Genomic DNA, 20930 nt, shown 5'->3' on the forward strand with positions numbered 1-20930 from the left:
CGATTGCGGGAGATGCCAAACAGGGGGTCGGTGGTGCGCGCTGCGCACCGTGGCCGGCCAATGCGCGGAGCAAGCTGCTAGGTGTGATGCGCGAAATCCGCCGGCGTTAGCTCGATCGGCTGGCCATGCGGCGTGCGATCGGCGGCGTGGTCCCAGGCATCGCGATAGCGATGCAGCGCATCCGCCGTCGTCACGCCCTTCTCGGCGATCAGGTTTTCCAGCGTCGCCAGCCAGTGCCGGTAATAGGTCTCGCCGGTGTCGGCATCGCCGCCCGCCTGGGCGCGCTTGATCTCGGCAGCCAGCGCCGCAGCCCATTCCATCCAGGTGAACACGCCGCGCTCATGCAGCGTCACGGCCATGGCAAAGGCCTGGGCCTCCCACGGCTCGCGAAACACCGGACCCTCGGCGTCACAGGGGATGCTCGGGATTTCGGCCGTCGCACGCGTTGCAGCTTGAGTATTGGTCGTCATCACACCGGCTCCAGACATCAGGCGAATCCTACACCGACGTGCGCCTCACGCAAATGTCGCTGCGTGACGCGCATGGCAGGTGTCTAATTCCTGACCTGCGAGAAAAACTCCAACATAAAGCGCGATATGCGGCGCGTTGCCCCGTCTGCAGGCTCACACTGCACAATCTGCGATCTTGCTCCGCTGAATAATTTTGGCGTACCCGTCGCTGCACTCGATCCCGTGAATAAAAGGTAGACTTAAGATGGAAAAGCCAAGCCTCATCCTGACCGGAGGACGCGTGTTCTGTGGTCTCAACGAGGGCTTTGTCGAAGCCATCGCGATCGCATCGGGACGCGTGCTGGCGACCGGTTCGGCCGAGATAATCGCCGAGCTTGCCGGGCCGGATACGCGCATCATCGAACTCGCCGGCCGCACCGCCATCCCGGGCCTGAACGATGCGCATATGCATCTGCTGCCGCTCGGCCTGACCATGACCGAGATCAATTTGCGGCCGGAGACCGGCGCCAACAGCATCGGCGAGATCCTGCGCCGCGTCGCCGAGAAGGCGAAGACCGCCAAGCCCGGCGAATGGATCAATGGCCGCGGCTACGACCATTACGAGCTCGCGGAAAAGCGTCACCCCACCGCGGAAGAGCTCGATCAGGTCGCGCCGAACAATCCGGTCTATCTCAAGCGCACCTGCGGCCATGTCGCTGTGATCAACACGCAGGCGATGCGCGCGGCCGGCATCGGCCATAACACGCCGCAGCCCGATGGCGGCATGATCGAACGCCGCGACAACAAGCTCACTGGCCTGCTCGCCGAACGCGCGCTACGCCTGATTGTCGATGCCGCGCCGAAGCCCAGCGCCGAACGTTTGCGCGATGCGATTGACCGCGCCAGCCGGTTCATGCTCGAGCAAGGCTTCACCAGCGTGATGGATGCCGCGGTCGGCATGGCCGCGGGCATGGATGAGATCGATGCCTACGAGCATCTTGCGAAATCGAACACGCTGCCGATCCGCACCTGGGTCTGTATCTACGGCAACACCGACGGCATCGGCGATCAGGCCCATGCTGCAGGTTATCGCTTCGGCCGCGAGGTCGGCATGCTGCGCTATGGCGCGATGAAAGTGTTCGGTGACGGTAGCGCCGGCGGCCTCACCGCCGCGATGTCGGAGCCCTATCTCGTGGGCGATCCCGAGAACCGCGGCATCTTCTGCTACACCGACAAGGAAATGCACGACTATCTCGCGCATTATCACAGCCTCGGTTACCAGCTCGCGATCCACGCCATCGGCGATGCCGCCATCGAACAGGTGCTGTCAGGCATCGAGAAAGCCTCGACGGCGGAGAACCCTATCCTCGGCCGCCGCCATCGCATCGAGCATTGCGGCTTCCTGAGCGACAGCCAGATCGCACGCATGGGCGCCGCGGGCATCGACCCGGTGCCGCAGCCGGTCTTCATGTATGAATTCGGCGATCTCTACATCACCAATCTCGGCCAGGCGCGCACTGATGTCGCCTATCCCATGCGCAAGTGGTTCGACGCCGGCCTGCATCCGGCGGCGAGTTCGGACGCGCCGGTGTCCACCACCGATCCGTTCAAGAACCTGTTCACGATGACCACGCGCATGTCCAACCGTCATACATTGCTGGGCGAAGGACAGAAGCTGTCGATGGCGGAAGCGATCCACGCCTACACCTATTTCGGCGCCTATACGCAATTCGCCGAAGATCGCATGGGCCGTCTGGTGCCGGGCCAGCTCGCGGATATCGCCGTGCTCAGCCACGACGTCTTCACCTGCGCGCCCGAGGAAGTCGAGAAAGACACTCGCTGCGATCTCACCATTCTCGGTGGCGACGTCGTCTTCGACAGGCTGGGTCAGGTCGCGGTCGCGGCGGAATAGAGAGCGCAAGACGCGGCGATATGCGGTCAATGCCCGCTGTTCAGTCGTATCGCAGCAAAGATCTGTTTGACGGAGGCCCTTGCCGTAAGGGCGCCGCTTCGTCTGTGCATAAAGGTACCGTCGCCAGATGACGTGGCGACGGCTGCCGATTCAAAAACGACACAGTGCCTCAGCGGACACGCTTGCGACAGGAGGCACCTGTTCCGCTGACCGCTGCACGGCATTGGTCGATCGTGTCATAACTACAATCAGTGCCCCGCGACTGTGATTTGGCGCACCACACCCTCCCCTTGGCTTCGCTCTGCGTGGTGACGAATACCATGCTCGCGCTCGCCACGATCGTGGAAACAAGCAGGGACAATAAGAAACGCTTCTTCAGGTTCTGCATCGCATCCTCCTTTTCAATCGTCGGAATAATGGATGACGCCATTGCATCACGATATCGGGTGTTGACCTGATCCGAGCCGCGGAATCACCCCTGCGATCACAGCGAAAGATCGTGATGCGCTGGAATGGCTATCGCAGCCGCAACGGTGCAATCGTATCGCTCACCTGCAATAGCGATGCGATACCGGGTGGGATCTTCCGCTCGATGTGCGGACCCAGCAACGACCATGGCGCCAGTAATACCGGTTATGCCAATGCCGCCTGTGACTCCCCACGGCCGCTCCGGTGGCAGCACCAATAGCCGCACCGCGTCGGCCGCCGACGGCGCCGCCAATGATGGCACCGGACACAGCGCCGCGTCCTGCTGCGCTTTGGGCAAGCGCATCCGCCAGCGGAACCACTGCAGACAGCGCGAGTAGAACGAGCAAGGCTGAGATCCTTCGCATGCGTAACTCCCTGACAATTGATGCTGTGGCCCCCGCACGCGTTCCGATTTGAAATGCACATCCAGAACCATGGCTATCGGGGAAAACCCTTGGTCGGTGCACATGACGCGCCATCGCATGTGTCAGCGCCTTACTAATTATTCACTGGGACACGCGGCTCTTCCGAATTATTGGAGCGCGATGCGATACTTTTTCCATATCCTGGACGGGCCGAAAGTTTTTCCAGATGAGGTCGGAAGCCGCCTTTCAAATCCGAAGCTTGCGTTCACGCAAGCGCGCGCCCTTGCTACGGAATTGAGCAAGGCCGGCGCGCTTTGCAGGTCCCATCTGGTGTTCGTTCTCGACGAGAACGGCAACCGGATCTTCAGATGCCGAGCCAACTGACGGCTTCGCATATGGCTGCCGTCGCATATGCGGATCGGGACGTCGCCGAAGAAGTTGCCGAGTATCAGGGTAAAGCCCGATACCCGCTCAGGTGCTTTCCCCTATATCTCCCGTCGCGTCTCAGTTTTTCCGGGCTATCCTGCACCACGTCGTCATTTACGGGGTTCGGTCGTGCGGGCCAGAATCTTCAGATTTGCAAAGATCCTGATGGCGTTTTTCGGCATCGCGCTGATGACGATCTTCGCTGTCCGCATCTACGATTCGCAGCGCGGACTGCCACTCGAGACATGGCATACCTACGTTCCGCATGAGCTCCATGCGAGCAAGCTGGATACTGCCGACTGGGCGCAATACATGGCGGCTGAGGCGGAGCTTTTCGACGAAGTCCAGCGCGAGGTATCGCAGAAACTCGATGCGACAGAACGTGTGCCACCCAATCGGTATTTCGAAGGCAGCCCGGTCTATCCCCCGCATTTCGTGCAGGATTTCAACCGCTCCTTTGTGCTGGAGCCGAAGGGGAAGCCGATCGGGGCGGTCGTGCTTCTTCATGGCCTGACGGATTCTCCCTATAGCCAGCGCCATATTGCGCGCTTCTACCGCGATCAAGGCTTCCTGGCGATCGTGCCCAGGCTGCCGGCACATGGCACGGTTCCGGCCGCACTGACCGATATCGCGTGGGAAGACTGGATGGCCGCCACGCGGCTCGCGGTGCGGGAAGTGAAGAAGCGGATGGATTCGCCTGTGCCGCTGCATCTGGTGGGATTTTCCAATGGCGGCGCGCTGGCCATCATGTATGCGCTGGATGCCATCGACGACGAAAAGCTATCGCGGCCCGACCGCCTGATATTGATCTCGCCGATGGTTGGCATCACCAGTTTTGCACGGTTTGCCGGCCTCGCGGGATTTCCGGCAATTCTGCCCGCCTTCGCCAAGGCCGCATGGCTCGATGTCGTTCCGGAGTTCAATCCCTTCAAGTACAATTCATTTCCGGTGAACGGCGCGCGTCAATCGCATCTTCTGACCAGGGCTCTGCAACGGAGGCTCGCGCGCTATGCGAGCGAAGGCAGACTGAGCCGGTTTCCACCCATCCTGACATTCCAGTCGCTGATGGATTTCACCGTTAGCACGCGGGCCATCGTCTCCGATCTCTATGCCCATCTGCCGGCCAATGGGAGCGAACTCGTTCTGTTCGACGTCAACCGCACCGCCCGATTTGGCCCTCTGCTGCGCACCAGCACCGACACCGCGCTGGCGCGCATTGTACCCGCCGGCCCGCGGCGCTACCGCCTCGCCGTCATTACCAATTCCGGTGACAATAATGACGACGTGATCGAGCGTGTGACCGAGGCCGGCACTGTCGACGAGCATTCCCGCCCGCTCGGCCTGAACTATCCACGGGGCTTCTATTCGCTGTCGCATGTGGCGCTGCCATTTCCGGTCAGCGATTCTCTCTATGGGGCGGAGCCGGACAAGTCCGAGGATTTTGGCGAGAACCTCGGTACCCTGGCGCCGCGCGGCGAACGCAATGTGCTGATCGCCAGCCTCGACTCGCTGATGCGGGCGTCATCAAACCCGTTCTTCCCCTATATGGTCGGCCGGATCGGTGAGAGCATTCTCACCCCCGCAAAGACCGCTCAACCTGCCCGATAAAGCGATGACCGATGATAAATGCCGACTATCGAAGAACGAGATTGGATATGCCCAGTGCCAGATTCAATCCGATCTGGCCCTCGACAGAGAGCGGCTGCAGCGTGATCGTACGGCGTGATCCGCCGACGAGGACATTGGCACCAAGGCCCAGGCCGACGGCAACATTTCCGCTTGCCCCGACATAGCTGCCTCTCAACGTACCGCGGCCGATATTACTGTTTCGCGCAAAGACCCCCCAGAACAGCGTTCCCCCGCGCGTTACGCCGACATCGAGGCCAACCCGCCTGATCGTGCCCCTGTAACTATATTGCCGCGCAGCCACGGTCGACAGGAAGACACATTGCATCTCCTGGCGTGAGCCTAGAACCAGCCCGACTCTCGGACCGGTGCTGCATGTCAGTCCGCCGACGCGGAAAAGCTGTTGCGCGTGAGCCGGTACGGATAACATCTGCGGGATCAGGAAGGCGCATGCCACCGTCAATATGCGAATACTGAACATCTGCTTCCCTCTCGGAGCCGCGACAAAATAACCAAGCTTCTGCCGGACGAGGCTAGCCGTCAGCACGCAATAGTTAATCGGGAAAAACCCTGAAGAGGTCATGATGAGTACCCGGATTGCCGGGGAACATTGATCTGGATTCAGGTACGCGCAGCAACGCGTGTCCCCGCGGAAAATTCCAGGTCATGCGCAGAGGCCGGAGCGCCACAACTACGGCTGCTTTTCCTCGCTTTTGGTCAAATCCGGAAACTTTAAAATTCGGTAAGAAAGTGGCGGCGCCGATGGACAAACGCCATCTTCAGCTCAGGCGACCGCTCCTGAAACTTCCCAGATATCGCGGGCCCGGATGGCCGGCCGCAAGAGCGCAGTCGTCGTTGTCTCTGAAGAGAATGGTCGGGTGATGTTTGGATCAATCAAGGCGTTCATCTCGCGTGCGATGGAAGACGCCAATCAACGGAAAAACGTCGAGCAGAGAGAGCTTCTCATCGTGACCGCGGCATTGCTCATCCGCGTTGCCACCGTCCATAGCGAGCTATCGAATATCAGGCGCGCCAGATTGCATGCTATTTTCAAATCGCATTATGGGCTCGATGACACGGCTACGGCTCAGCTTCTCGCTTATGCAGATACAGTCGCCCGTAGCGCGGTCGATCTTTATCGCTTTACCCGGCAACTCAACGAGTTGCTCGATGACGATGGACGTCGACGGATCGTTCAACTGATGTGGGAGATCGTTTACGCGGATCAGCGGGTCAACGAATTTGAAGAGAATCTGATCTGGCGTGCGGCAGACCTTCTGGGTGTATCGTCCCGGCAGCGTGTCGAACTTCGACAGCACGTCGTCGCTCGCATAAGGAACTTGGCGACGGTGTCAGCCTGACGACGCGATAAGTGCATCCTAGAGATGCCGATCTTCGGCATGCTCACTGGGCCAACAGTGCCGCTCCGAGAGCCACCGTCAACGCGAGCAGTGAAATTCCAGCTACATGCCATTGGCGAAGCGTGCCTTCCGCTTGCTCGATGGTCCGGCCCCAGGCTGGAGCGATCTTCACGCACCGGTCCAGAACCACGACTATGTCCCCCTCGGGAATATGAGGCAGCCGTCGCACCCAGCGCCACAGCACTGCGGCCAGTATGGCCCCCAACAAAACTGGAAACAGGGCTTTCCATAGCAGTTCGGGCGCCAGAGGATTGGGCAACATTCCTTCGGGAACTGCGAGGAATAGCGCCCATGGTACGATGAGCGACGCTACGGCGGTCGACAGCCATGGCCAGAACAGGCCCGGCGCCGCTGTCGCCTCGTATTCCGTTGATGCCGTCGTCACCAGGCCTCGGACGAACTGCAGCATGAGCAGCGTCGTACCGACAGCGGACAGCGTTGCAACCGTGTTGGCGGCCCCGTCTCCGAGCGGTCCATCGACCACGATTTTTGCCAGCGCACCGCCCGTCAGCGGAAGGCCGCCAAGGCCGACTGCGATGATCGCCACAGGGAGAAGGATGGGCAGCAGATATCGGCGACCGGTCGCCGCGATCACACCGACGGAGAGAAACAGCGCACCTTTGACCAGAACGTGGTTCGCAGAATAGAAGATCGCCGCCAGTGCAGCGCGACCATCTCCGGCGATCATGCCCATACCGATGACGGCCACGATGAATCCCATCTGACTGACGCTGGAATAGGCCAGCACAACCTTGGGCCTGCGTTGCGTCATTCCAATCACCACCCCGTAAAGCGCCGCGAACAAGCCTGCAGCCGCGAGTAACGTCCCTGCATGGGGCAATGCTGTATCGAGGGGGAGAAAGCGGATCATTCCAAGGATGCTTGCCTTGACGGCTGCGCCACTCAGCACTGCGGCTGCCGGCGCCGGCGCTGCCGCATAGGCCCGTGGCATCCAGACATGAAACGGAACAAGGCCTGCCTTCATGCCAAAGCCTGCGATCAACAGGCCGATGATCAGGTCGCGGTGCGGCGACGTCGGGAGTGCGGCAGCGGCATCGCCGATTAACAGCCCATCGCCGGGAATATCCGACGCGAGCAGCACGAAGGCGATGAGCAGCAGTGTCTCCGCCAGCAATCCAAGGCCGATATAGAGCGCGCCGGCACGCCACGCATCGGCTGTTTCGTGCTGGATGATGAGGCCACAGGCGCCAAGCGTCAGCATCGCCAAAAACAAATAGAAACCTACCATGTCGGCAGCGAGAAAGACGCCGATGCAACCCGTCAGTGCGGTGAGCCAGCACACGGCGAACCGCCCGCGGTTCGGCCTGCCCTGCAGATATGGCGATGCGTAGGCCCCGGCCATGATCCACAGCAGCGCAGCGACGCCGAGCAGCAGCGCCCCGCGGAGATCAAGAGCGAAAGTCAAATGCAGACGGGCGGGGCCGACGACAAGCGGGGAATCGTCGGAGACAAGGAGCACGGCCACAAATGCAGGAATCGGAGCAAACGCCAGATACGAAGGCATTCGCAGCAATGCCATTGGCCAGAGGCAGACCAGCAGCATCCCGAGCGGAAAGAGCAAGGCGAAAGCCAGCAAGGGATAAGCCTCTATCATCGCAGCCAAGCCATCGGTGCCTCCGGACGACCAACTTGCAATACATCGATCGGGCCGAGCGCCACGAGCCCCAGCAACACCGAGAGTAATGCCAGCCCCAGCGCCGCCACTTCCTGATACTTCGGCACGGCGGCGTGCAGTGTCAGCGGCGCGCTTGGTGGGTCCATCGCCCGCGACAGCACGATGAAGATATATGCGCTCGTGAGCAGCCCGCCTGCGACGATCACGATTGCCCACCACCACTGCGCCGTTGCGATTGTCGCCTCCAGCAACAGCCACTTTGCCAGAAAGCCACCCGTTGGCGGCAACCCGATGAGGCATAGGCCACCGAGGCCGAAGGCAAACATCGTCATGGGAAGTGCGCGCGCGATCCCGCCAAGTTCCGAGATCTGATCATGTCCAAGCGCGGCATAGACAAGTCCGGCAGCCATGAACATGGCTGCTTTGGCGGTGGCGTGCGAGATGGCCTGGAGCATGCCGCCCGTCAGGGCATCGCCATACTGGAGATGCAACGGGTCGGCAGCGAGCGGAAACATCAGAAACAGATAACCGATCTGCGCGACCGTCGAATAGGCGATCAGCAATTTGAGCCGTCGCTGGCGTAGCGCAACGACATTGCCGCATATGATCGCCGACGCCCCCAGTGCCCCAATGAGTTGGCCGCCGGCCACGTTCAGCAGTCCCGGCATGGCGTCGAACCAGAGCCGCACGATGAGAAAGAACGATCCCTTCACCACGACGGCTGACAGAACCGCGCTGGCCGCCGCCGGTGCGCCGGCATGCGCCGGGGGAAGCCAGAGATGCAGCGGAAAGAGCGCGGTCTTGGCGAACAGCCCCACCGTCATCAGCGTCGCGGCAGCGAGCGTCGCCGGCTCGATCTGCACGCGTTGCGACATCAGGACGATGTCGAGGGTCCCATAGCTGCCATACAGCAAGGCCGTTCCGACCAGGTAGAGGATCGAGCCCAGCAGCGCGAAGAGCAGATACCGCAATGCCGCCTGCAAGGTCTCTGCGCGGCCATCGATACAGACCAGCGGCACCGCAGCGAAGGTCAGCAGCTCAAGCGCAACATATAGCGTGAACAGATCGCCGCCGAGAAAGATCATGTTCATCGCGCCCGAGATCGCCATGAGCATGACCCAGAATACCATCGGCGCGCGGGTTTCAGCGGACGCTGCGCGACTGTCGAAATTCGCATGCGCAAACACGCCGATGAGACAGATCACGATGGCCATGGCCACCATCATCGCGACTGAAAGTCCGTCGGCGCGCAGCGTGATGCCGAGCGGGGGCTTCCAATTACCCACAACGTAGCTCAGCGACGTTTCGCTTTGCCATATTTTCAGGAAGACGATGCATGCCACGCAGAGGCCTGCGGGCAACAGGAACGCAGCAATCCTTTCGGCGTACCGTCCGCCAAGGACAAACGACAGCAAGATGCCAACAACCGGCAATACGATGGCCAGAACAAGAAGCGCCCCGTCGGCAGTTGTCGCCTCAAGCGCGGTTGCAGCCGGCATCAGGATTTTTCCTCGCCGGTTCCAGATCTGTCGGAACGGATCGAGGCCCGGCCGGTCTCATCGCCAAGACGCTGCACCAGCGCGATGGCCATGGCCGTCGCCGCGAAGGCGACGACAATCGCGGTGATCACCATCGCCTGAGGGACCGGGTCACCGCCGAGCCCGGCCGCTGCCCCCCGCCTGGCGATCACACCGAACAGCAGAAACACACCACTCCCAAGCAAATTGAATGCAAGGATCTTGCGTAGCGGTTCGGGATTCGTGATGAACCCGTACAGTCCGATGCCCACCAGCGCTGCGCCACACAAGCCGAACAGCGTTGCCGCGTTCATTGCTGTGGTGCCCGTACCGGCGGTCCTGCGGCCAGCATGCCAAGCGCCACAGCGATCGACAGCGTGAGAGCGGCTTCCACGGCGACAATCAGCGGTTTGGCGTAGCCCGCCGGGTAAGCCAGAAATGCGTCGGCAAATACCCATCCAGCAAGGCCAATGACAAGGAACAGCACCGGTCCGGTGACGAGCAGACCACGTAGCCAGAGCCGACCGATCGCAGGGGCCCGCTGTAATCCCGCGACAATGACAAGGAGCCACATCGCGGCCAGCACCGTGCCGCCCTGAAAGGCGCCGCCAGGGCCCTTCGCTCCGACCCAGCACATATAGATTCCGAACACGATGCCCACCGGCGGCAAAAGCTGAGCCAGAAAGATCAGCGTGGGATCGGGCCGTGCGTAAACCTGCAAACCTGGCGTTCCACCCCAGGCATGATCTGACGCCAGCGACCAGACCCCGAGCAAAGCGAGCAGCAGGACCACCTTTTCGAGCAGCGTGTCGAGTGCCCGAAACACGAACAGCACGCCGGCAACGGGGTTGCCGAGACCACTCGGCGGCAGGTTTTCCATCACGGTGGGCGCGAGTGTCGGAATAGCCTCCGGCGGATGGAGGATGGCAATGGCAAGACCCGCGACGATCAACGCGCACAATGCACAGGTGGCAAGGCGCGCCGGCCGCGAAATCCGCGGACCATGGACATTCACGGAGCGGGAACGCGCGACGGCGCCGAGCAGCAACAAGCCGGTCATGCCGCCGCCGATCGCGGCCTCTGTCAGCGCCACGTCAACGGCGTGGAGCCGGACCCATGCCATGGACAGAAGCAGCCCATAGACGACGAACATGACAACTGCAGCGAATGCCGTGCGCACAAGGATGGCTGAAGCACCGATCGTCAAGATCAGCGCAACGAGAGCAATATCGAAGACGGAGGCGATGCTCATCCGTCTGCTCCGTGGTGGCGTACCGCACCGGCGATCAATTGGGTGACGACCGCCCCGGACAGCTGGACGAGCAGCCAGACGATCACCAATTTGACCGCGAACAGCAGGCTACTCGTCTGCGGCAGCAAGCCCAGAACGATCAGGCCAAGACCGAGATTATCAACCTTGGTCAGCGCGTGCAGACGCGTCAGCGTATCTGGGAAACGCAACAGACCCACCGTGCCCGCAAGGAAGAACAGCGCTCCTGCGGAGACCGCGCAAATGGTCAGGATATCCATGACGAGGCTCATGCGCCCCTCACTCCCCTCTGGCCTCGGATGACGCGCCGGACGCGTCTCTGACGAATGCGACGGCCGCAAACGCCGCGAACAGCGCGAGCATCACAGCAACATCCATGACAGGCGGCGTCTCGGTTGCGACCGCGAGCAGAAGGAGGATGGCGACTCCTCCCGTGCCCAGCAGTTGGACGGCCATCAGGCGGTCCACATCGGCCGATCGCCGAAGAATGGCGAACAGGCCCAGCGCCACCGTCAGCAGCACAAAGACCGAAGCACCCAACAGCAGGCTAGGCATCGGATCTTGCGCCTCCGAGCGCCCGCATGCACAGAGTTTCCTCCATCGACAATTGTTCGACGACGGGCTGCGTCACATCGAGGCAATGAATGGCCAGGCTGCCGTCAATCGAGGTCCCGCACGGAAGCGTGCCCGGCATCAGGCTCATGATCGCGCAAAACGTATTTCGCTTCCTGCCCGGCGGCTGCTGCGCCCGGTAGGTGACGAAGCCTGGCTGCAGCGGCAGTCGTGGGTGAAGCGCCCGCAGCGCAACGTCCGCTCCCGCGACAATCGACTGACGGAGGAAGTGCAGGACGAATCCGGCAAACTTGACCGGACGGAAGCCCCATTGTTCGGCAGGCAGCAGCTTGAGGCTTGCCCAAGTCGCTGCGGCAGCTGCAATCAGACCGGGGCCCACATCGCCGGGATCTCCGCGCGTCAGCGCCAGCCAGAAGCCGAAGAAACCGATAGCGCGGATCACGGCACTGCCGATGGCATCCGACCACCTCGCCGGACTCGCCTCGCCAATATTGCCGGCCTTGATCAAATTCATTGAAGCCACCCTAACGACTGCTGTCCGAGCTCCGCTTTGATTTCTGCTTGCTCTTCGTGTTGTAAACGGGTTGCTGCGGCTCCTCGACGACGATCGGGTGCTGCGGAATCTTCAGACGATCGATGCGCACATCGTCCCGCAAAGCATCCCGGTCCATCCGGTCGCCGCGCTCGACGGAGTCGCGTGGCTCCGCACTGGCGGCGAACGCCGTACAGATGAAGAGAATAGCGGTACCTGCTGCCACAATCGAATTCCGCATGATCGCCTCTTGTGTCCTGATCGCTAAAACGCGAAGTCGAGCCGTGGGCCGATCAGCCAGTCTCTATAGTGACGCAGCGCCACGTTTGAGTTTCGCGCCTCGTAGATGACGTTCGTGGTGAGCGATACGTTGCTGGCGATGTTGTATTTCAGGCCGAGAGACGCCGAATAGATCTGGTCCTGCCGGTCGCGGTTCAAGCCGTCTGTAAACCAGAACGCTTCGATGAAAGGCGTGCTGACGATCGACCATTTCGAATTCAGCTCGACCTCGATGCCAAGCAGCGCATCGGCACGCCAGCGCCTGGCCTCAGCGAGATCGGAGAAACGATAAGTGAGCTGGAGGAGCGGCGAGAGCGTGACATTGTCGATGCTGAAATCGCGCGCGATAGCGCCGGTGACATCGTGGGAGGTGAAGGCGAGATCGCGAAACACGCCGTCGTAGTCATATCTGTTTTCGTAGGTGGCGCTTATTCTCCAGCCATACAGATTCTTCGTCAGCCGCGCGCCCAGACGCGCAATGGCGGCATTGCCGTCGTGTTCTCTGGAAAATGCTTCGAACTGAGCACGTGCAAAAATACGGTAGGACAGGTCCGGCGCAAGTTTGCCGTCCAGCCGCAAGCTCACATCGGGCTCATAGTAAAAATCCCCCCGCCGGTCGTCGCGCGAAAACAGGGCATTGGCCGTGTAGGTGGGCGATAGGGATCCAACAACGCTCCATGTCGGGCTCATCGACGTGTACTCGACCTTTCTGAGCTCGGTCAGATCTATGTCGGCAGCTACTGCCCCGCTGGCATAAAGGAAGCTTGTTGCTGCCAGGACAATTCTGGATCCACGCATTGCACACTCCCCAGACAATTACTCTCCGTCGGTCGATGGTGCTGGTTTCGGTATTAACAGTCCCACGATCTCGCTCCCCCGAGCAGAGAATGGTCGATTGCGTTAGTAATCCACGGCATCGCGGATGATCGGGCAGGTCATACAGTGACCACCACCACGGCCACGACCGAGTTCGGCGCCGACGATCGTAATCACCTCGATGCCTTCCTTGCGGAGCAACGTGTTGGTGTAAGTGTTGCGGTCGTAGGCGTAGACGACACCTGGCGATGCGCAAACGAGATTGGCGCCGCTATCCCATTGGGTCCGTTCGCGCTGGTAATCACTGCCACCGGCTTCGACCACGCGGAGCTTCTTGAGACCCAATGCTTCCTCGACAACGCCGACAAACGACTTCTTCTCGGCATGCAACTCGACACCGCTCGGATGATCGCTCGGGCGATAGGAATAGGTACGTGTCTGGTTCATAAAGTCAGGCGCGAGCAGCACGCAGTCGCGGTCGGCGAATGTGAAAACAGTATCGAGATGCATCGCCGCGCGGATCTTGGGCATTGCCGCAACGATGACGCGCTCCGCGGCCTTCTTTTTAAAGAGGGTCGCGGCAAGTTGGCTGATCGCTTGGCGTGAGGTGCGTTCGCTCATGCCGATCAGCACGACCCCCTTGCCGATGGGCATCACATCGCCGCCTTCCAGCGTAGCCAGTCCATGGTCCTCTGTCGGGTCGCCCCACCAGACATTGACGTTGCCGGAAAAATCGGGATGAAACTTGTAGATCGCTGTGGTGAGGATCGTTTCCTCGTGTCGCGCCGGCCAGTACAGCGCGTTGAGAGTGACACCGCCATAGATCCAGCAGGTCGTGTCGCGCGTATAGAGCGTGTTCGGCAGTGGCGGGAGAAGGTATTCAGTCGCCCCCGCGGCCTCCTTCACCATCCTGAGTGCCGCGCCCCCATGTGCTTCGGGAAAGTCATGGGTCGACAGGCCACCGATCAGCGTTTCCGCGAGCTTTCGGTTGTCCAGCCCGGACAGGTAGCTTTTGAGCTCGTCGATGAAGCCAAGGCCAACCTGGTTCGGCACGACCTGATTGTCGAGGATCCAGGCCTTGCCCTCCGGGACTGCCAGCGTCTCGGCGAGCAGGTTATGCATCTCAACGACATCGACGCCGCGGTCCCGCATTTTGGTGACGAAATCGAAGTGGTCGCGCTTCGCATTGTCAACCCAGAGCACATCGTCGAACAGCAACTGATCGCAGTTGGACGGGGTCAGGCGTGTATGGGCAAGACCCGGGGCACAGACCAGGACCTTGCGCAGCTGGCCAACTTCAGAGTGCACACCAAACGGGACTTTTTTTGCGCTGGCCATCATGAACTCCCATCGATTTCCTAGATGCTGATATAGCCGGTGGCGAGACCGTGGATGCCGACTACGCATCCGACGACAGCGACGCCGAACAGGACCCATTCTGCCGGAGTGAAGAGCTGCTTGTTGAGCTCCCTCCGCGTGATGAAATACAGGATCGTGCCGGGCGCATAGATGATGAAGCCAAGCAGCAGAAATTTCATACCGCCGGCGAACAGAAGGAAGATCGTGTAGGCAGTCGCCAGGACAGCGATGATCGTGTCCTTCCGAAGATCGCTTGGATCGGTCTCGTAAGTCTCCTTGCGGTAGACCAGCATCAACGCGAACGCCGCCGAGAGGAAATACGGAATCAGCGACAGGTGGCTGCACAGCGAGAGAGCGAAGGTAAAGGCATCGTCGGAAAACAACGTCGCGATGAGAACAGCCTGAACGAGCAATGTGCTCATCAGGAGCGCCATTGACGGAACCTGATTTGCGTTTTCACGTGCCAGGAAGGCCGGCATGTCTTGCCTCTTCGCCGCAACCGACAGCACTTCGGCGGCCATCAGGGTCCAGGCAAGATAGGCCCCGAGCACCGAGATAATCACGCCGATGCCGATGAAGATCGCACCCCAATGACCAACGGCCGCTTCGAGCACGCCGCCAACTGAGGGTTGACGCAGTTGCGCCAGTTCTTCGCGGGGGAGGATGCCGTATGCTAGAATGGACACCGACGCGAACAAGGCCAACACGGCCAAAAATCCCGTCACAGTCGCAATACCGACGTCCTCGCGCCGTTGCGCGAAGCGGGAGTAGTTGCTGGCGCCTTCGATGCCGAGAAACACGAAGACCGTTACCAGCATCGTCGCCTTGATCTGCGCGAAGAGATTTCCGTAGTCCCCGCTTGCACCGCCCCAGAGGTTTCCGACGAACACATCCGGTTTGAAGAAGAAGATCGACAGGACGACGAACAACAGCAGCGGAATGAGTTTGGCAATCGTCACGATCTTGTTGATCGCTGCCGCCTCCTTGACGCCGCGCAGCACAAGGAAATGGAACGCCCAGACACCGACCGACGATAGTGCGATGGCAGTGACCGTATTGCCCTGACCGAGCGCGGGGAACAGCGCGCCGAGCGTCGACTTGATCAAAATCCAGTAGGATACGTTGCCGACGCAAGCACTGGCCCAGTAGCCAAAGGCGGAGAAGAAGCCGACATAGGGCCCGAACCCCTCCCGCGCATAGGCGTAGACGCCCGCATCGAGATCCGGCTTGCGGTTGGCCAATGTCTGAAACACAAATCCCAGCATCAGCATGCCGGCACCAGCGACGGCCCACGCTATCAGCGCACCATAGATGCCGGTGGCCTGCGCAAAATTTCGCGGTATCGAAAACACGCCGGCGCCGACCATCCCGCCGACCACCATGGCCGTGAGCGTCCAAAGCGGCAATTTCTGGTCGCCTGCATTGCTCATGGCCAAAGCACTCCCATGTGCAGAAGCGGTCGGCCTGCAGCAAATGGGACATGCAGGCGACCACCTGCGACCGGGGTCTGCAAGATGCGGCGACGGGATTGAGGAAAGTTTGGCCACGAAGAGCGTGCGCACCGATTGTGTTGCGCAGCCTCACAAGGCGGGCGCAGGAGCCACGCCGGTGCGCGCAAGGCGCGGGCAGATGTAAACAACATCAGGTCCTGCACCGGCGTCCCCTTCCAACATCAACTACTGGAAAGAAGAGCACATTCGGGACGCACCACGATATCGGGTGATGCCCTAGGTTGAAGACCGGGAGTTACCCTAAGTGCCGAAGCGTCCGGCGTGAAACAGATACGATCTGACTATGCTTGCGCCGATCGGAGCGGCCCCGGCGCCCTCTCTTTTCCCCCGAACCATGCCACATACAATGTGGGCAGAAAGATCAGAGTGAGAACCGTCGCAACCAACAGCCCACCCATGATCGCAAAGGCCATCGGGCCCCAGAACACCGTCGGAGCGATCGGTATCATGCCGAGCACGGTCGACACGGCCGTCAGCATGATCGGGCGAAAACGAGAACTCGAGGCATCCAGCGCGGCGTCCCACACGCTTTTCCCTTCATCGCGTTCGGCGTCGATCTGACCGATCAGGATCACCGCATTTTTCGTGATCATGCCGAGCAGTGCGAGAATCCCCAGAATCGCGACGAAACCGAGCGGACGGCCCGACAGCAGAAGGGCGGCGACCACGCCGATGAGCCCAAGGGGCGCGACGCTCAGGACGAGAAACAGCCGCTGAAAGCTCTGGAGCTGGATCATGAGGACCGTAAACATGATCAGTAGCATCACCGGCACAACGGCGATGACCGACGCTTGCGATTTCTGACTTTCTTCGACCGTGCCCCCAACCACGATCCTGTAGGATGCTGGAATGGTCTTCGACAACGCGGCAACGGCCGGCGTCAGCGAGTTGACGACGGATTCCGGAATTGCACCGGCAGTGATATCCGTCTGCACCGTGAGGGTCGGGACACGATCACGCCGCCAGATCAGGGGATATTCCTGCTCGTATTCGAAAGTTGCAAACTGGCTGAGCGAAACCGTCTGCCCGCCTGGCAGCGGAACTTGCAAATTGCGCAAGTTGGGCAACGAGACGCGCTGGTCATCGACCGCGCGCGCAACGATATCGATCAAATAGATATCATCGCGAACCTGGGTGACCGTGGTGCCTGAGATGACCGTATTCAGCACGCCTGCCAGGGCTTGAGAACTCAGCCCGAGCAACCGGGCCTTGTCCTGATTGACCCGAATACGTACCTGCCTTGCCGGCTCGATCCAGTCGAAATTGACGCCATTCGCCTTGGGATTGGCGGCGATGACTTGCGCAAGCTTGAACGCAATTTCGCGCACCATGCCTGCGTCAGGACCACTGACGCGATATTGGACGGGCCAGCCCACCGGCGGCCCAAGCTCAAGAGGCGAGACCCGTGTAATCGCATTGGGAAAATCATCGGCCAGAAGCGTCTCCAGCTTTGCGCGGATACGTTCACGCGCTGCGACATCCTTTGCGACGACCACCGACTGGGTAAAAAAATCATTGGGCAGCTGAACATTGAGCGGAAGGTAGAACCGGATGGCACCGCGGCCCACATAGGTGCTCCAGCGCGCAACGTCCGGGTCGCCCTTCAGGGCGGCATCGAATTTCTGTGCGGCTGTCTGGCTGGCATAGATGGATGCATTCTGCGGCAGGCTGATATCGACGAGCAATTCCGGACGATCGGACGACGGAAAGAATTGCCGGGGGATGAACGGGAGAAGAAGAAACGAGCCGACGAAAAGAACCAGCGAGAGCGCGATGGTCAGCCATTTCGCCCGCATGGCGAATATCAGGAAGCCGCGATACCACCTGAAAACCCTGCCGGGGGCGTCTGTCTTGCGTTCCTTCGGCGGCTTGAGGATGACAACGCCCATCAGCGGCGCGAAGATCACGGCAACGAACCATGAGACGATCAGCGCGATACTGACAACGGCAAAGAGGGAGAACGTGTATTCTCCCGCAGAACTCGCGGCAAAGCCGACAGGCACGAAGCCCGCGATGGTCACCAGTGTTCCCGCCAGCATGGCGAACGCGTAGGTGCGAAAGGCAAAGCTGGCAGCCTGAACCTTGTCGTCGCCTTCAGCCAGCCGGTTCAGGGTGGCATCCGTGGTGGTCATTGCATCATCGACGAGGAGCGCGAGCGCGATAATGAGCGCGCCGAGCGATATGCGCTGCATGTCGATTCCGGCAAGCTTCATGATCGGGAACACGATGGCGAGTGTCAGCGGTATGGACAGCGCAATGATCAGGCCCGGGCGCACGCCAAGGCTGATAAAACTCACCACGAGAATGATGGCAATTGCCTGCAGCAATGACATCATGAATTCGGAGATAGCGCTCTCGACCGTGACAGCCTGGTCGGCAATGAGCTTCGGTTCAATGCCAATCGGCAGATCCGCCGTGATCGCAGCCATCGCCCGCTTGAGACTCTTGCCGAGCGCGAGAATGTCTCCACCGTCCCGCATCGAGATGGCCAGGCCGATGGCCGGCTCGCCATTGACGCGAAACAAAGGCTGCGGCGGATCGGAATAGCCGCGCGTAATCCGGGCGATGTCGCTCAAGCGGATCATGCGGCCGCCGGCGACAAAATTGATGTCAGCGACATCCTGCTCGGACTGAAATGCACCCGATACCCGAAGCGATAGTGTCTCGTCGCCCGTTTGAATCGTGCCAGCCGGCCTTATGATATTTTGCGTCTGGAGAGCGGACAGCAGTGCGGTGCGGTCGATGCCAAGGCTTGCCAGTTCCTTCATCGAAAATTCAACGAAGATCCGCTCGTCCTGAGCTCCCAGCAACTCGATCTTCGATACGTCGGGGACTAGGAGAAGCTTCGAGCGGACGTCTTCCACATAGTCGCGAAGCGCGCGGTGCGTGAAACCGTCGCTCGTGAAGCCATAGATAATTCCGAACGTATCGCCGAAATCATCGTTAAACCCGGGTCCGACCACCCCTGCCGGCAGCGTATGGCGGATGTCACCAATGTTCTTGCGGACCTGATACCAGGTGTCGGAGACTTGTTTGGCGTTCGCGTTCCCCTGCAGGTTGACGAAGATTGTGGTGACGCCTGCCCGCGTGAAACTGCGCAGGAAGTCCAGATGCGGTGTTTCCTGCAGCTTGCGCTCGAGCCGCTCGGTGACCTGTTTGACGGTCTCCTCAACCGTTGCTCCGGGCCATGCCGCCTGAACGATCATCGTCTTGATGATGAATGACGGGTCCTCGCTGCGACCGAGGCGCAAGTAGGACAGGACACCGAAGATAACGGCAACAATCATGACATAAACCACCAGGGAACGGTGCTTAAGTGCCCATTCCGAGAGGTTGAAGCCGGTCATTGCTCTGACCCAAGAAGACGTATTTTCTGGCCGGGGTGCAGCGCCTGCACACCCGCGGTCACGATGACCTCCCCCGTGTCGAGTCCCTGAGACACCACGACCTGCGCTTGCTCGAAGCGCAAGACGTCCACGTTTCGGATCGAAACCGTGCGACTCGCGGGATCGACAATCCAGACTGCGGGCTGTTGATTGGCCCTCGTCAATGCCGATGCCGGGATCTCGATCATGGGGACGGCATCCATTTCCATGCGCCCCACGACGGTCGCGCCAAGCCGCATGGCCGCCGGCGGATCCGTCAGGCCAACCTTGATTTCAAAGGTGCGCGTGACGGGATCGGCCTGGGCGCCGACCTCACGGACACGACCGTGAGCCGTCACCGCGGGATCGTCGGTCAGGCTGACGGTTATTTGCGGATCGCTCGGTGCCGATCGAAAAAATTGAGCCGGTACGTCAAAGACTGCGTCGCGGCCATCTTGCCGCGCCAGCCTGAGAATCATTTGCCCGGCCTGAACAACTTCTCCGGCGCCAGGTCCGACAGCGGTTATGACGCCCGGTGCATCTACCTTCAGCTCGGTAAAGCTCACCAGATCATGTGCCGTCTTGAGCTGGGCCTCGGCGGCATCGACCTGCGATTGAGCGGTTTGTTGCGCCTGCGTTGCCTGGTCGTAGTTGACGCGGGTGGTCCAGCCCTGTGCAAGCAGTGTCTGCTGACGATCGAAATGGTTGCGTGCCTGGGTCAGTTGCCCCTGCGCGGCCGCGACTGCCGCCTGGGCCTGGCGCAACGTGTTCAACTCATTCTGAGATTCAAGCCGCCCGATGACCTGACCGGGCTGCACCCAATCTCCGGTCTTCCCGTTGTTTTCGATCAGCCGACCCGAGATACGAAATGCCAGCGCCACCTCGTCTTCCGCTTCGATACGGCCGGTGAATGAAAGCGGCGCGCCCGCAATGCTCTTCGCAACAGTGACCGTACGCACGGGCCGCACGACAGGAGCGGCTTCATCAGACTCTCTGCCGCACGCCGTCAGCAGAAACGCCGGCACAATTGTTAGAATAATTATAATCGTCCGATATCGTGTAACTCGACATAGGTAGGCATGACGCGCATACGCAGGCATGAAGAAACCCTCGCTGAGCAAAATTGCACACCAGATTCGCTGACCACCTCGCAAAAGCAGATAGCTGGCTTTTGCCTGCGTGATCGCCTGCCCGCCAATTCTTCTATGACTCAAACTATTCTGGGGGTGCGGATATCTACCCGGTATCGGGGAAACTACTGATCGCACCAACGATTCTCTGACGCGCTGCTGGACGCTCTCAAACCGTAGCGGGATTCATGCGCCCTGTTGAAGACGACAAGGTTCCTTGTGCAAAGCAAACGCGGCAATTAACTGAAATTACTTCTATTGTTACTTCGTATATT

The 20930-nt window shown here is 60.5% G+C and carries 20 protein-coding genes; 4 read left to right on the forward strand and 16 right to left on the reverse strand.

The window, feature by feature from the left end; genetic code table 11:
- Positions 1 to 77: 77 nt before the first annotated feature.
- Entirely contained in the window at positions 78 to 488 is a 411-nt protein-coding gene (locus tag AB7813_RS18235; RefSeq protein WP_441228253.1) for a nitrile hydratase accessory protein, read from the reverse strand.
- Between the two features lie 226 nt (positions 489 to 714).
- Here AB7813_RS18235 and AB7813_RS18240 point away from each other — a divergent pair, with 226 nt between their 5' ends.
- On the forward strand, positions 715 to 2361 hold the full coding sequence (locus AB7813_RS18240) for an amidohydrolase (protein ID WP_439060051.1): 1647 nt from the start codon (positions 715 to 717) through the stop codon (positions 2359 to 2361).
- Between the two features lie 169 nt (positions 2362 to 2530).
- Here the strand turns inward: AB7813_RS18240 and AB7813_RS18245 are convergent, their stop codons facing one another.
- Positions 2531 to 2791, reverse strand: coding sequence for a DUF3551 domain-containing protein (locus tag AB7813_RS18245; protein WP_439083888.1), 261 nt, complete (start codon positions 2789 to 2791; stop codon positions 2531 to 2533).
- A gap of 583 nt (positions 2792 to 3374) precedes the next feature.
- Between AB7813_RS18245 and AB7813_RS18250 the strand changes: the two genes are divergently transcribed.
- Positions 3375 to 3578, forward strand: coding sequence for a DUF6894 family protein (locus tag AB7813_RS18250; protein WP_439089213.1), 204 nt, complete (start codon positions 3375 to 3377; stop codon positions 3576 to 3578).
- A 207-nt stretch (positions 3579 to 3785) separates the two neighbouring features.
- Positions 3786 to 5228 carry an alpha/beta hydrolase gene (locus tag AB7813_RS18255; RefSeq protein ID WP_439083886.1) on the forward strand — a complete coding sequence of 481 codons (1443 nt, stop codon included), beginning with the start codon at positions 3786 to 3788 and terminating at the stop codon, positions 5226 to 5228.
- A 25-nt stretch (positions 5229 to 5253) separates the two neighbouring features.
- Here the strand turns inward: AB7813_RS18255 and AB7813_RS18260 are convergent, their stop codons facing one another.
- A complete protein-coding gene (locus tag AB7813_RS18260) occupies positions 5254 to 5829 on the reverse strand; it encodes a DUF992 domain-containing protein (RefSeq protein WP_439083885.1) in 576 nt (191 codons plus the stop codon).
- Positions 5830 to 6073: 244 nt separating this feature from the next.
- Between AB7813_RS18260 and AB7813_RS18265 the strand changes: the two genes are divergently transcribed.
- Entirely contained in the window at positions 6074 to 6607 is a 534-nt protein-coding gene (locus tag AB7813_RS18265; protein ID WP_439083884.1) for a TerB family tellurite resistance protein, read from the forward strand.
- A 43-nt stretch (positions 6608 to 6650) separates the two neighbouring features.
- On the opposite strand, the gene AB7813_RS18270 is transcribed toward AB7813_RS18265, so the two are convergent.
- The 13 genes from AB7813_RS18270 to AB7813_RS18330 all read right to left on the reverse strand — a co-directional run bounded on the left by AB7813_RS18270 (position 6651) and on the right by AB7813_RS18330 (position 20625).
- Positions 6651 to 8153 (reverse strand): proton-conducting transporter transmembrane domain-containing protein, encoded by a 1503-nt coding sequence (locus tag AB7813_RS18270; RefSeq protein WP_439089174.1) that lies wholly within the window; start codon positions 8151 to 8153, stop codon positions 6651 to 6653.
- Between the two features lie 125 nt (positions 8154 to 8278).
- Positions 8279 to 9802 carry a complex I subunit 5 family protein gene (locus AB7813_RS18275; RefSeq protein ID WP_439083882.1) on the reverse strand — a complete coding sequence of 508 codons (1524 nt, stop codon included), beginning with the start codon at positions 9800 to 9802 and terminating at the stop codon, positions 8279 to 8281.
- Positions 9802 to 10134: an NADH-quinone oxidoreductase subunit K gene (locus AB7813_RS18280; protein ID WP_439065259.1), complete on the reverse strand. Its 333-nt coding sequence runs from the start codon at positions 10132 to 10134 to the stop codon at positions 9802 to 9804. Before AB7813_RS18280 ends, AB7813_RS18275 begins: the two co-directional genes overlap by 1 nt.
- Positions 10131 to 11072: a hydrogenase subunit MbhD domain-containing protein gene (locus AB7813_RS18285; protein ID WP_439065260.1), complete on the reverse strand. Its 942-nt coding sequence runs from the start codon at positions 11070 to 11072 to the stop codon at positions 10131 to 10133. Before AB7813_RS18285 ends, AB7813_RS18280 begins: the two co-directional genes overlap by 4 nt.
- The gene (locus tag AB7813_RS18290) at positions 11069 to 11362 is read right to left on the reverse strand and encodes a monovalent cation/H(+) antiporter subunit G (RefSeq protein WP_093757580.1); all 294 of its coding nucleotides are present in this window, start codon (positions 11360 to 11362) and stop codon (positions 11069 to 11071) included. Before AB7813_RS18290 ends, AB7813_RS18285 begins: the two co-directional genes overlap by 4 nt.
- A 7-nt stretch (positions 11363 to 11369) precedes the next feature.
- On the reverse strand, positions 11370 to 11645 hold the full coding sequence (locus AB7813_RS18295; protein ID WP_089263539.1) for a monovalent cation/H+ antiporter complex subunit F: 276 nt from the start codon (positions 11643 to 11645) through the stop codon (positions 11370 to 11372).
- On the reverse strand, positions 11638 to 12177 hold the full coding sequence (locus AB7813_RS18300) for a Na+/H+ antiporter subunit E (RefSeq protein ID WP_439065261.1): 540 nt from the start codon (positions 12175 to 12177) through the stop codon (positions 11638 to 11640). The genes AB7813_RS18295 and AB7813_RS18300 overlap by 8 nt, the downstream gene beginning before the upstream one ends.
- A gap of 10 nt (positions 12178 to 12187) precedes the next feature.
- A complete protein-coding gene (locus AB7813_RS18305; RefSeq protein ID WP_439065262.1) occupies positions 12188 to 12436 on the reverse strand; it encodes a hypothetical protein in 249 nt (82 codons plus the stop codon).
- Between the two features lie 23 nt (positions 12437 to 12459).
- Complete coding sequence (locus AB7813_RS18310; RefSeq protein ID WP_439068658.1) at positions 12460 to 13272, reverse strand: outer membrane beta-barrel protein; 813 nt, start codon at positions 13270 to 13272, stop codon at positions 12460 to 12462.
- Positions 13273 to 13374: 102 nt separating this feature from the next.
- Entirely contained in the window at positions 13375 to 14628 is a 1254-nt protein-coding gene (gene arcA, locus AB7813_RS18315) for an arginine deiminase (protein WP_439083881.1), read from the reverse strand.
- Positions 14629 to 14648: 20 nt separating this feature from the next.
- Positions 14649 to 16079: a basic amino acid/polyamine antiporter gene (locus AB7813_RS18320; RefSeq protein ID WP_068729654.1), complete on the reverse strand. Its 1431-nt coding sequence runs from the start codon at positions 16077 to 16079 to the stop codon at positions 14649 to 14651.
- Positions 16080 to 16441: 362 nt separating this feature from the next.
- Positions 16442 to 19507: an efflux RND transporter permease subunit gene (locus AB7813_RS18325; RefSeq protein ID WP_439068659.1), complete on the reverse strand. Its 3066-nt coding sequence runs from the start codon at positions 19505 to 19507 to the stop codon at positions 16442 to 16444.
- Positions 19504 to 20625: an efflux RND transporter periplasmic adaptor subunit gene (locus AB7813_RS18330; protein ID WP_439065924.1), complete on the reverse strand. Its 1122-nt coding sequence runs from the start codon at positions 20623 to 20625 to the stop codon at positions 19504 to 19506. Before AB7813_RS18330 ends, AB7813_RS18325 begins: the two co-directional genes overlap by 4 nt.
- Positions 20626 to 20930 lie beyond the last annotated feature (305 nt).

Source organism: Tardiphaga sp. 20_F10_N6_6, from assembly GCF_052076045.1.
In the GTDB taxonomy this organism is placed as follows: Bacteria; Pseudomonadota; Alphaproteobacteria; order Rhizobiales; family Xanthobacteraceae; genus Tardiphaga; species Tardiphaga robiniae.

Bases quoted from the DNA above. Each gene is read 5' to 3' on its own strand.
- AB7813_RS18235 (WP_441228253.1), bottom strand. From the start codon at position 488: ATGTCTGGAGCCGGTGTGATGACGACCAATACTCAAGCTGCAACGCGT.
- AB7813_RS18240 (WP_439060051.1), top strand. From the start codon at position 715: ATGGAAAAGCCAAGCCTCATCCTGACCGGAGGACGCGTGTTCTGTGGT.
- AB7813_RS18245 (WP_439083888.1), bottom strand. From the start codon at position 2,791: ATGGCGTCATCCATTATTCCGACGATTGAAAAGGAGGATGCGATGCAG.
- AB7813_RS18250 (WP_439089213.1), top strand. From the start codon at position 3,375: ATGCGATACTTTTTCCATATCCTGGACGGGCCGAAAGTTTTTCCAGAT.
- AB7813_RS18255 (WP_439083886.1), top strand. From the start codon at position 3,786: ATGGCGTTTTTCGGCATCGCGCTGATGACGATCTTCGCTGTCCGCATC.
- AB7813_RS18260 (WP_439083885.1), bottom strand. From the start codon at position 5,829: ATGACCTCTTCAGGGTTTTTCCCGATTAACTATTGCGTGCTGACGGCT.
- AB7813_RS18265 (WP_439083884.1), top strand. From the start codon at position 6,074: ATGGCCGGCCGCAAGAGCGCAGTCGTCGTTGTCTCTGAAGAGAATGGT.
- AB7813_RS18275 (WP_439083882.1), bottom strand. From the start codon at position 9,802: ATGCCGGCTGCAACCGCGCTTGAGGCGACAACTGCCGACGGGGCGCTT.
- AB7813_RS18280 (WP_439065259.1), bottom strand. From the start codon at position 10,134: ATGAACGCGGCAACGCTGTTCGGCTTGTGTGGCGCAGCGCTGGTGGGC.
- AB7813_RS18285 (WP_439065260.1), bottom strand. From the start codon at position 11,072: ATGAGCATCGCCTCCGTCTTCGATATTGCTCTCGTTGCGCTGATCTTG.
- AB7813_RS18290 (WP_093757580.1), bottom strand. From the start codon at position 11,362: ATGAGCCTCGTCATGGATATCCTGACCATTTGCGCGGTCTCCGCAGGA.
- AB7813_RS18295 (WP_089263539.1), bottom strand. From the start codon at position 11,645: ATGCCTAGCCTGCTGTTGGGTGCTTCGGTCTTTGTGCTGCTGACGGTG.
- AB7813_RS18300 (WP_439065261.1), bottom strand. From the start codon at position 12,177: ATGAATTTGATCAAGGCCGGCAATATTGGCGAGGCGAGTCCGGCGAGG.
- AB7813_RS18305 (WP_439065262.1), bottom strand. From the start codon at position 12,436: ATGCGGAATTCGATTGTGGCAGCAGGTACCGCTATTCTCTTCATCTGT.
- AB7813_RS18310 (WP_439068658.1), bottom strand. From the start codon at position 13,272: ATGCGTGGATCCAGAATTGTCCTGGCAGCAACAAGCTTCCTTTATGCC.
- arcA (WP_439083881.1), bottom strand. From the start codon at position 14,628: ATGGCCAGCGCAAAAAAAGTCCCGTTTGGTGTGCACTCTGAAGTTGGC.
- AB7813_RS18320 (WP_068729654.1), bottom strand. From the start codon at position 16,079: ATGAGCAATGCAGGCGACCAGAAATTGCCGCTTTGGACGCTCACGGCC.
- AB7813_RS18325 (WP_439068659.1), bottom strand. From the start codon at position 19,507: ATGACCGGCTTCAACCTCTCGGAATGGGCACTTAAGCACCGTTCCCTG.
- AB7813_RS18330 (WP_439065924.1), bottom strand. From the start codon at position 20,625: ATGCCTGCGTATGCGCGTCATGCCTACCTATGTCGAGTTACACGATAT.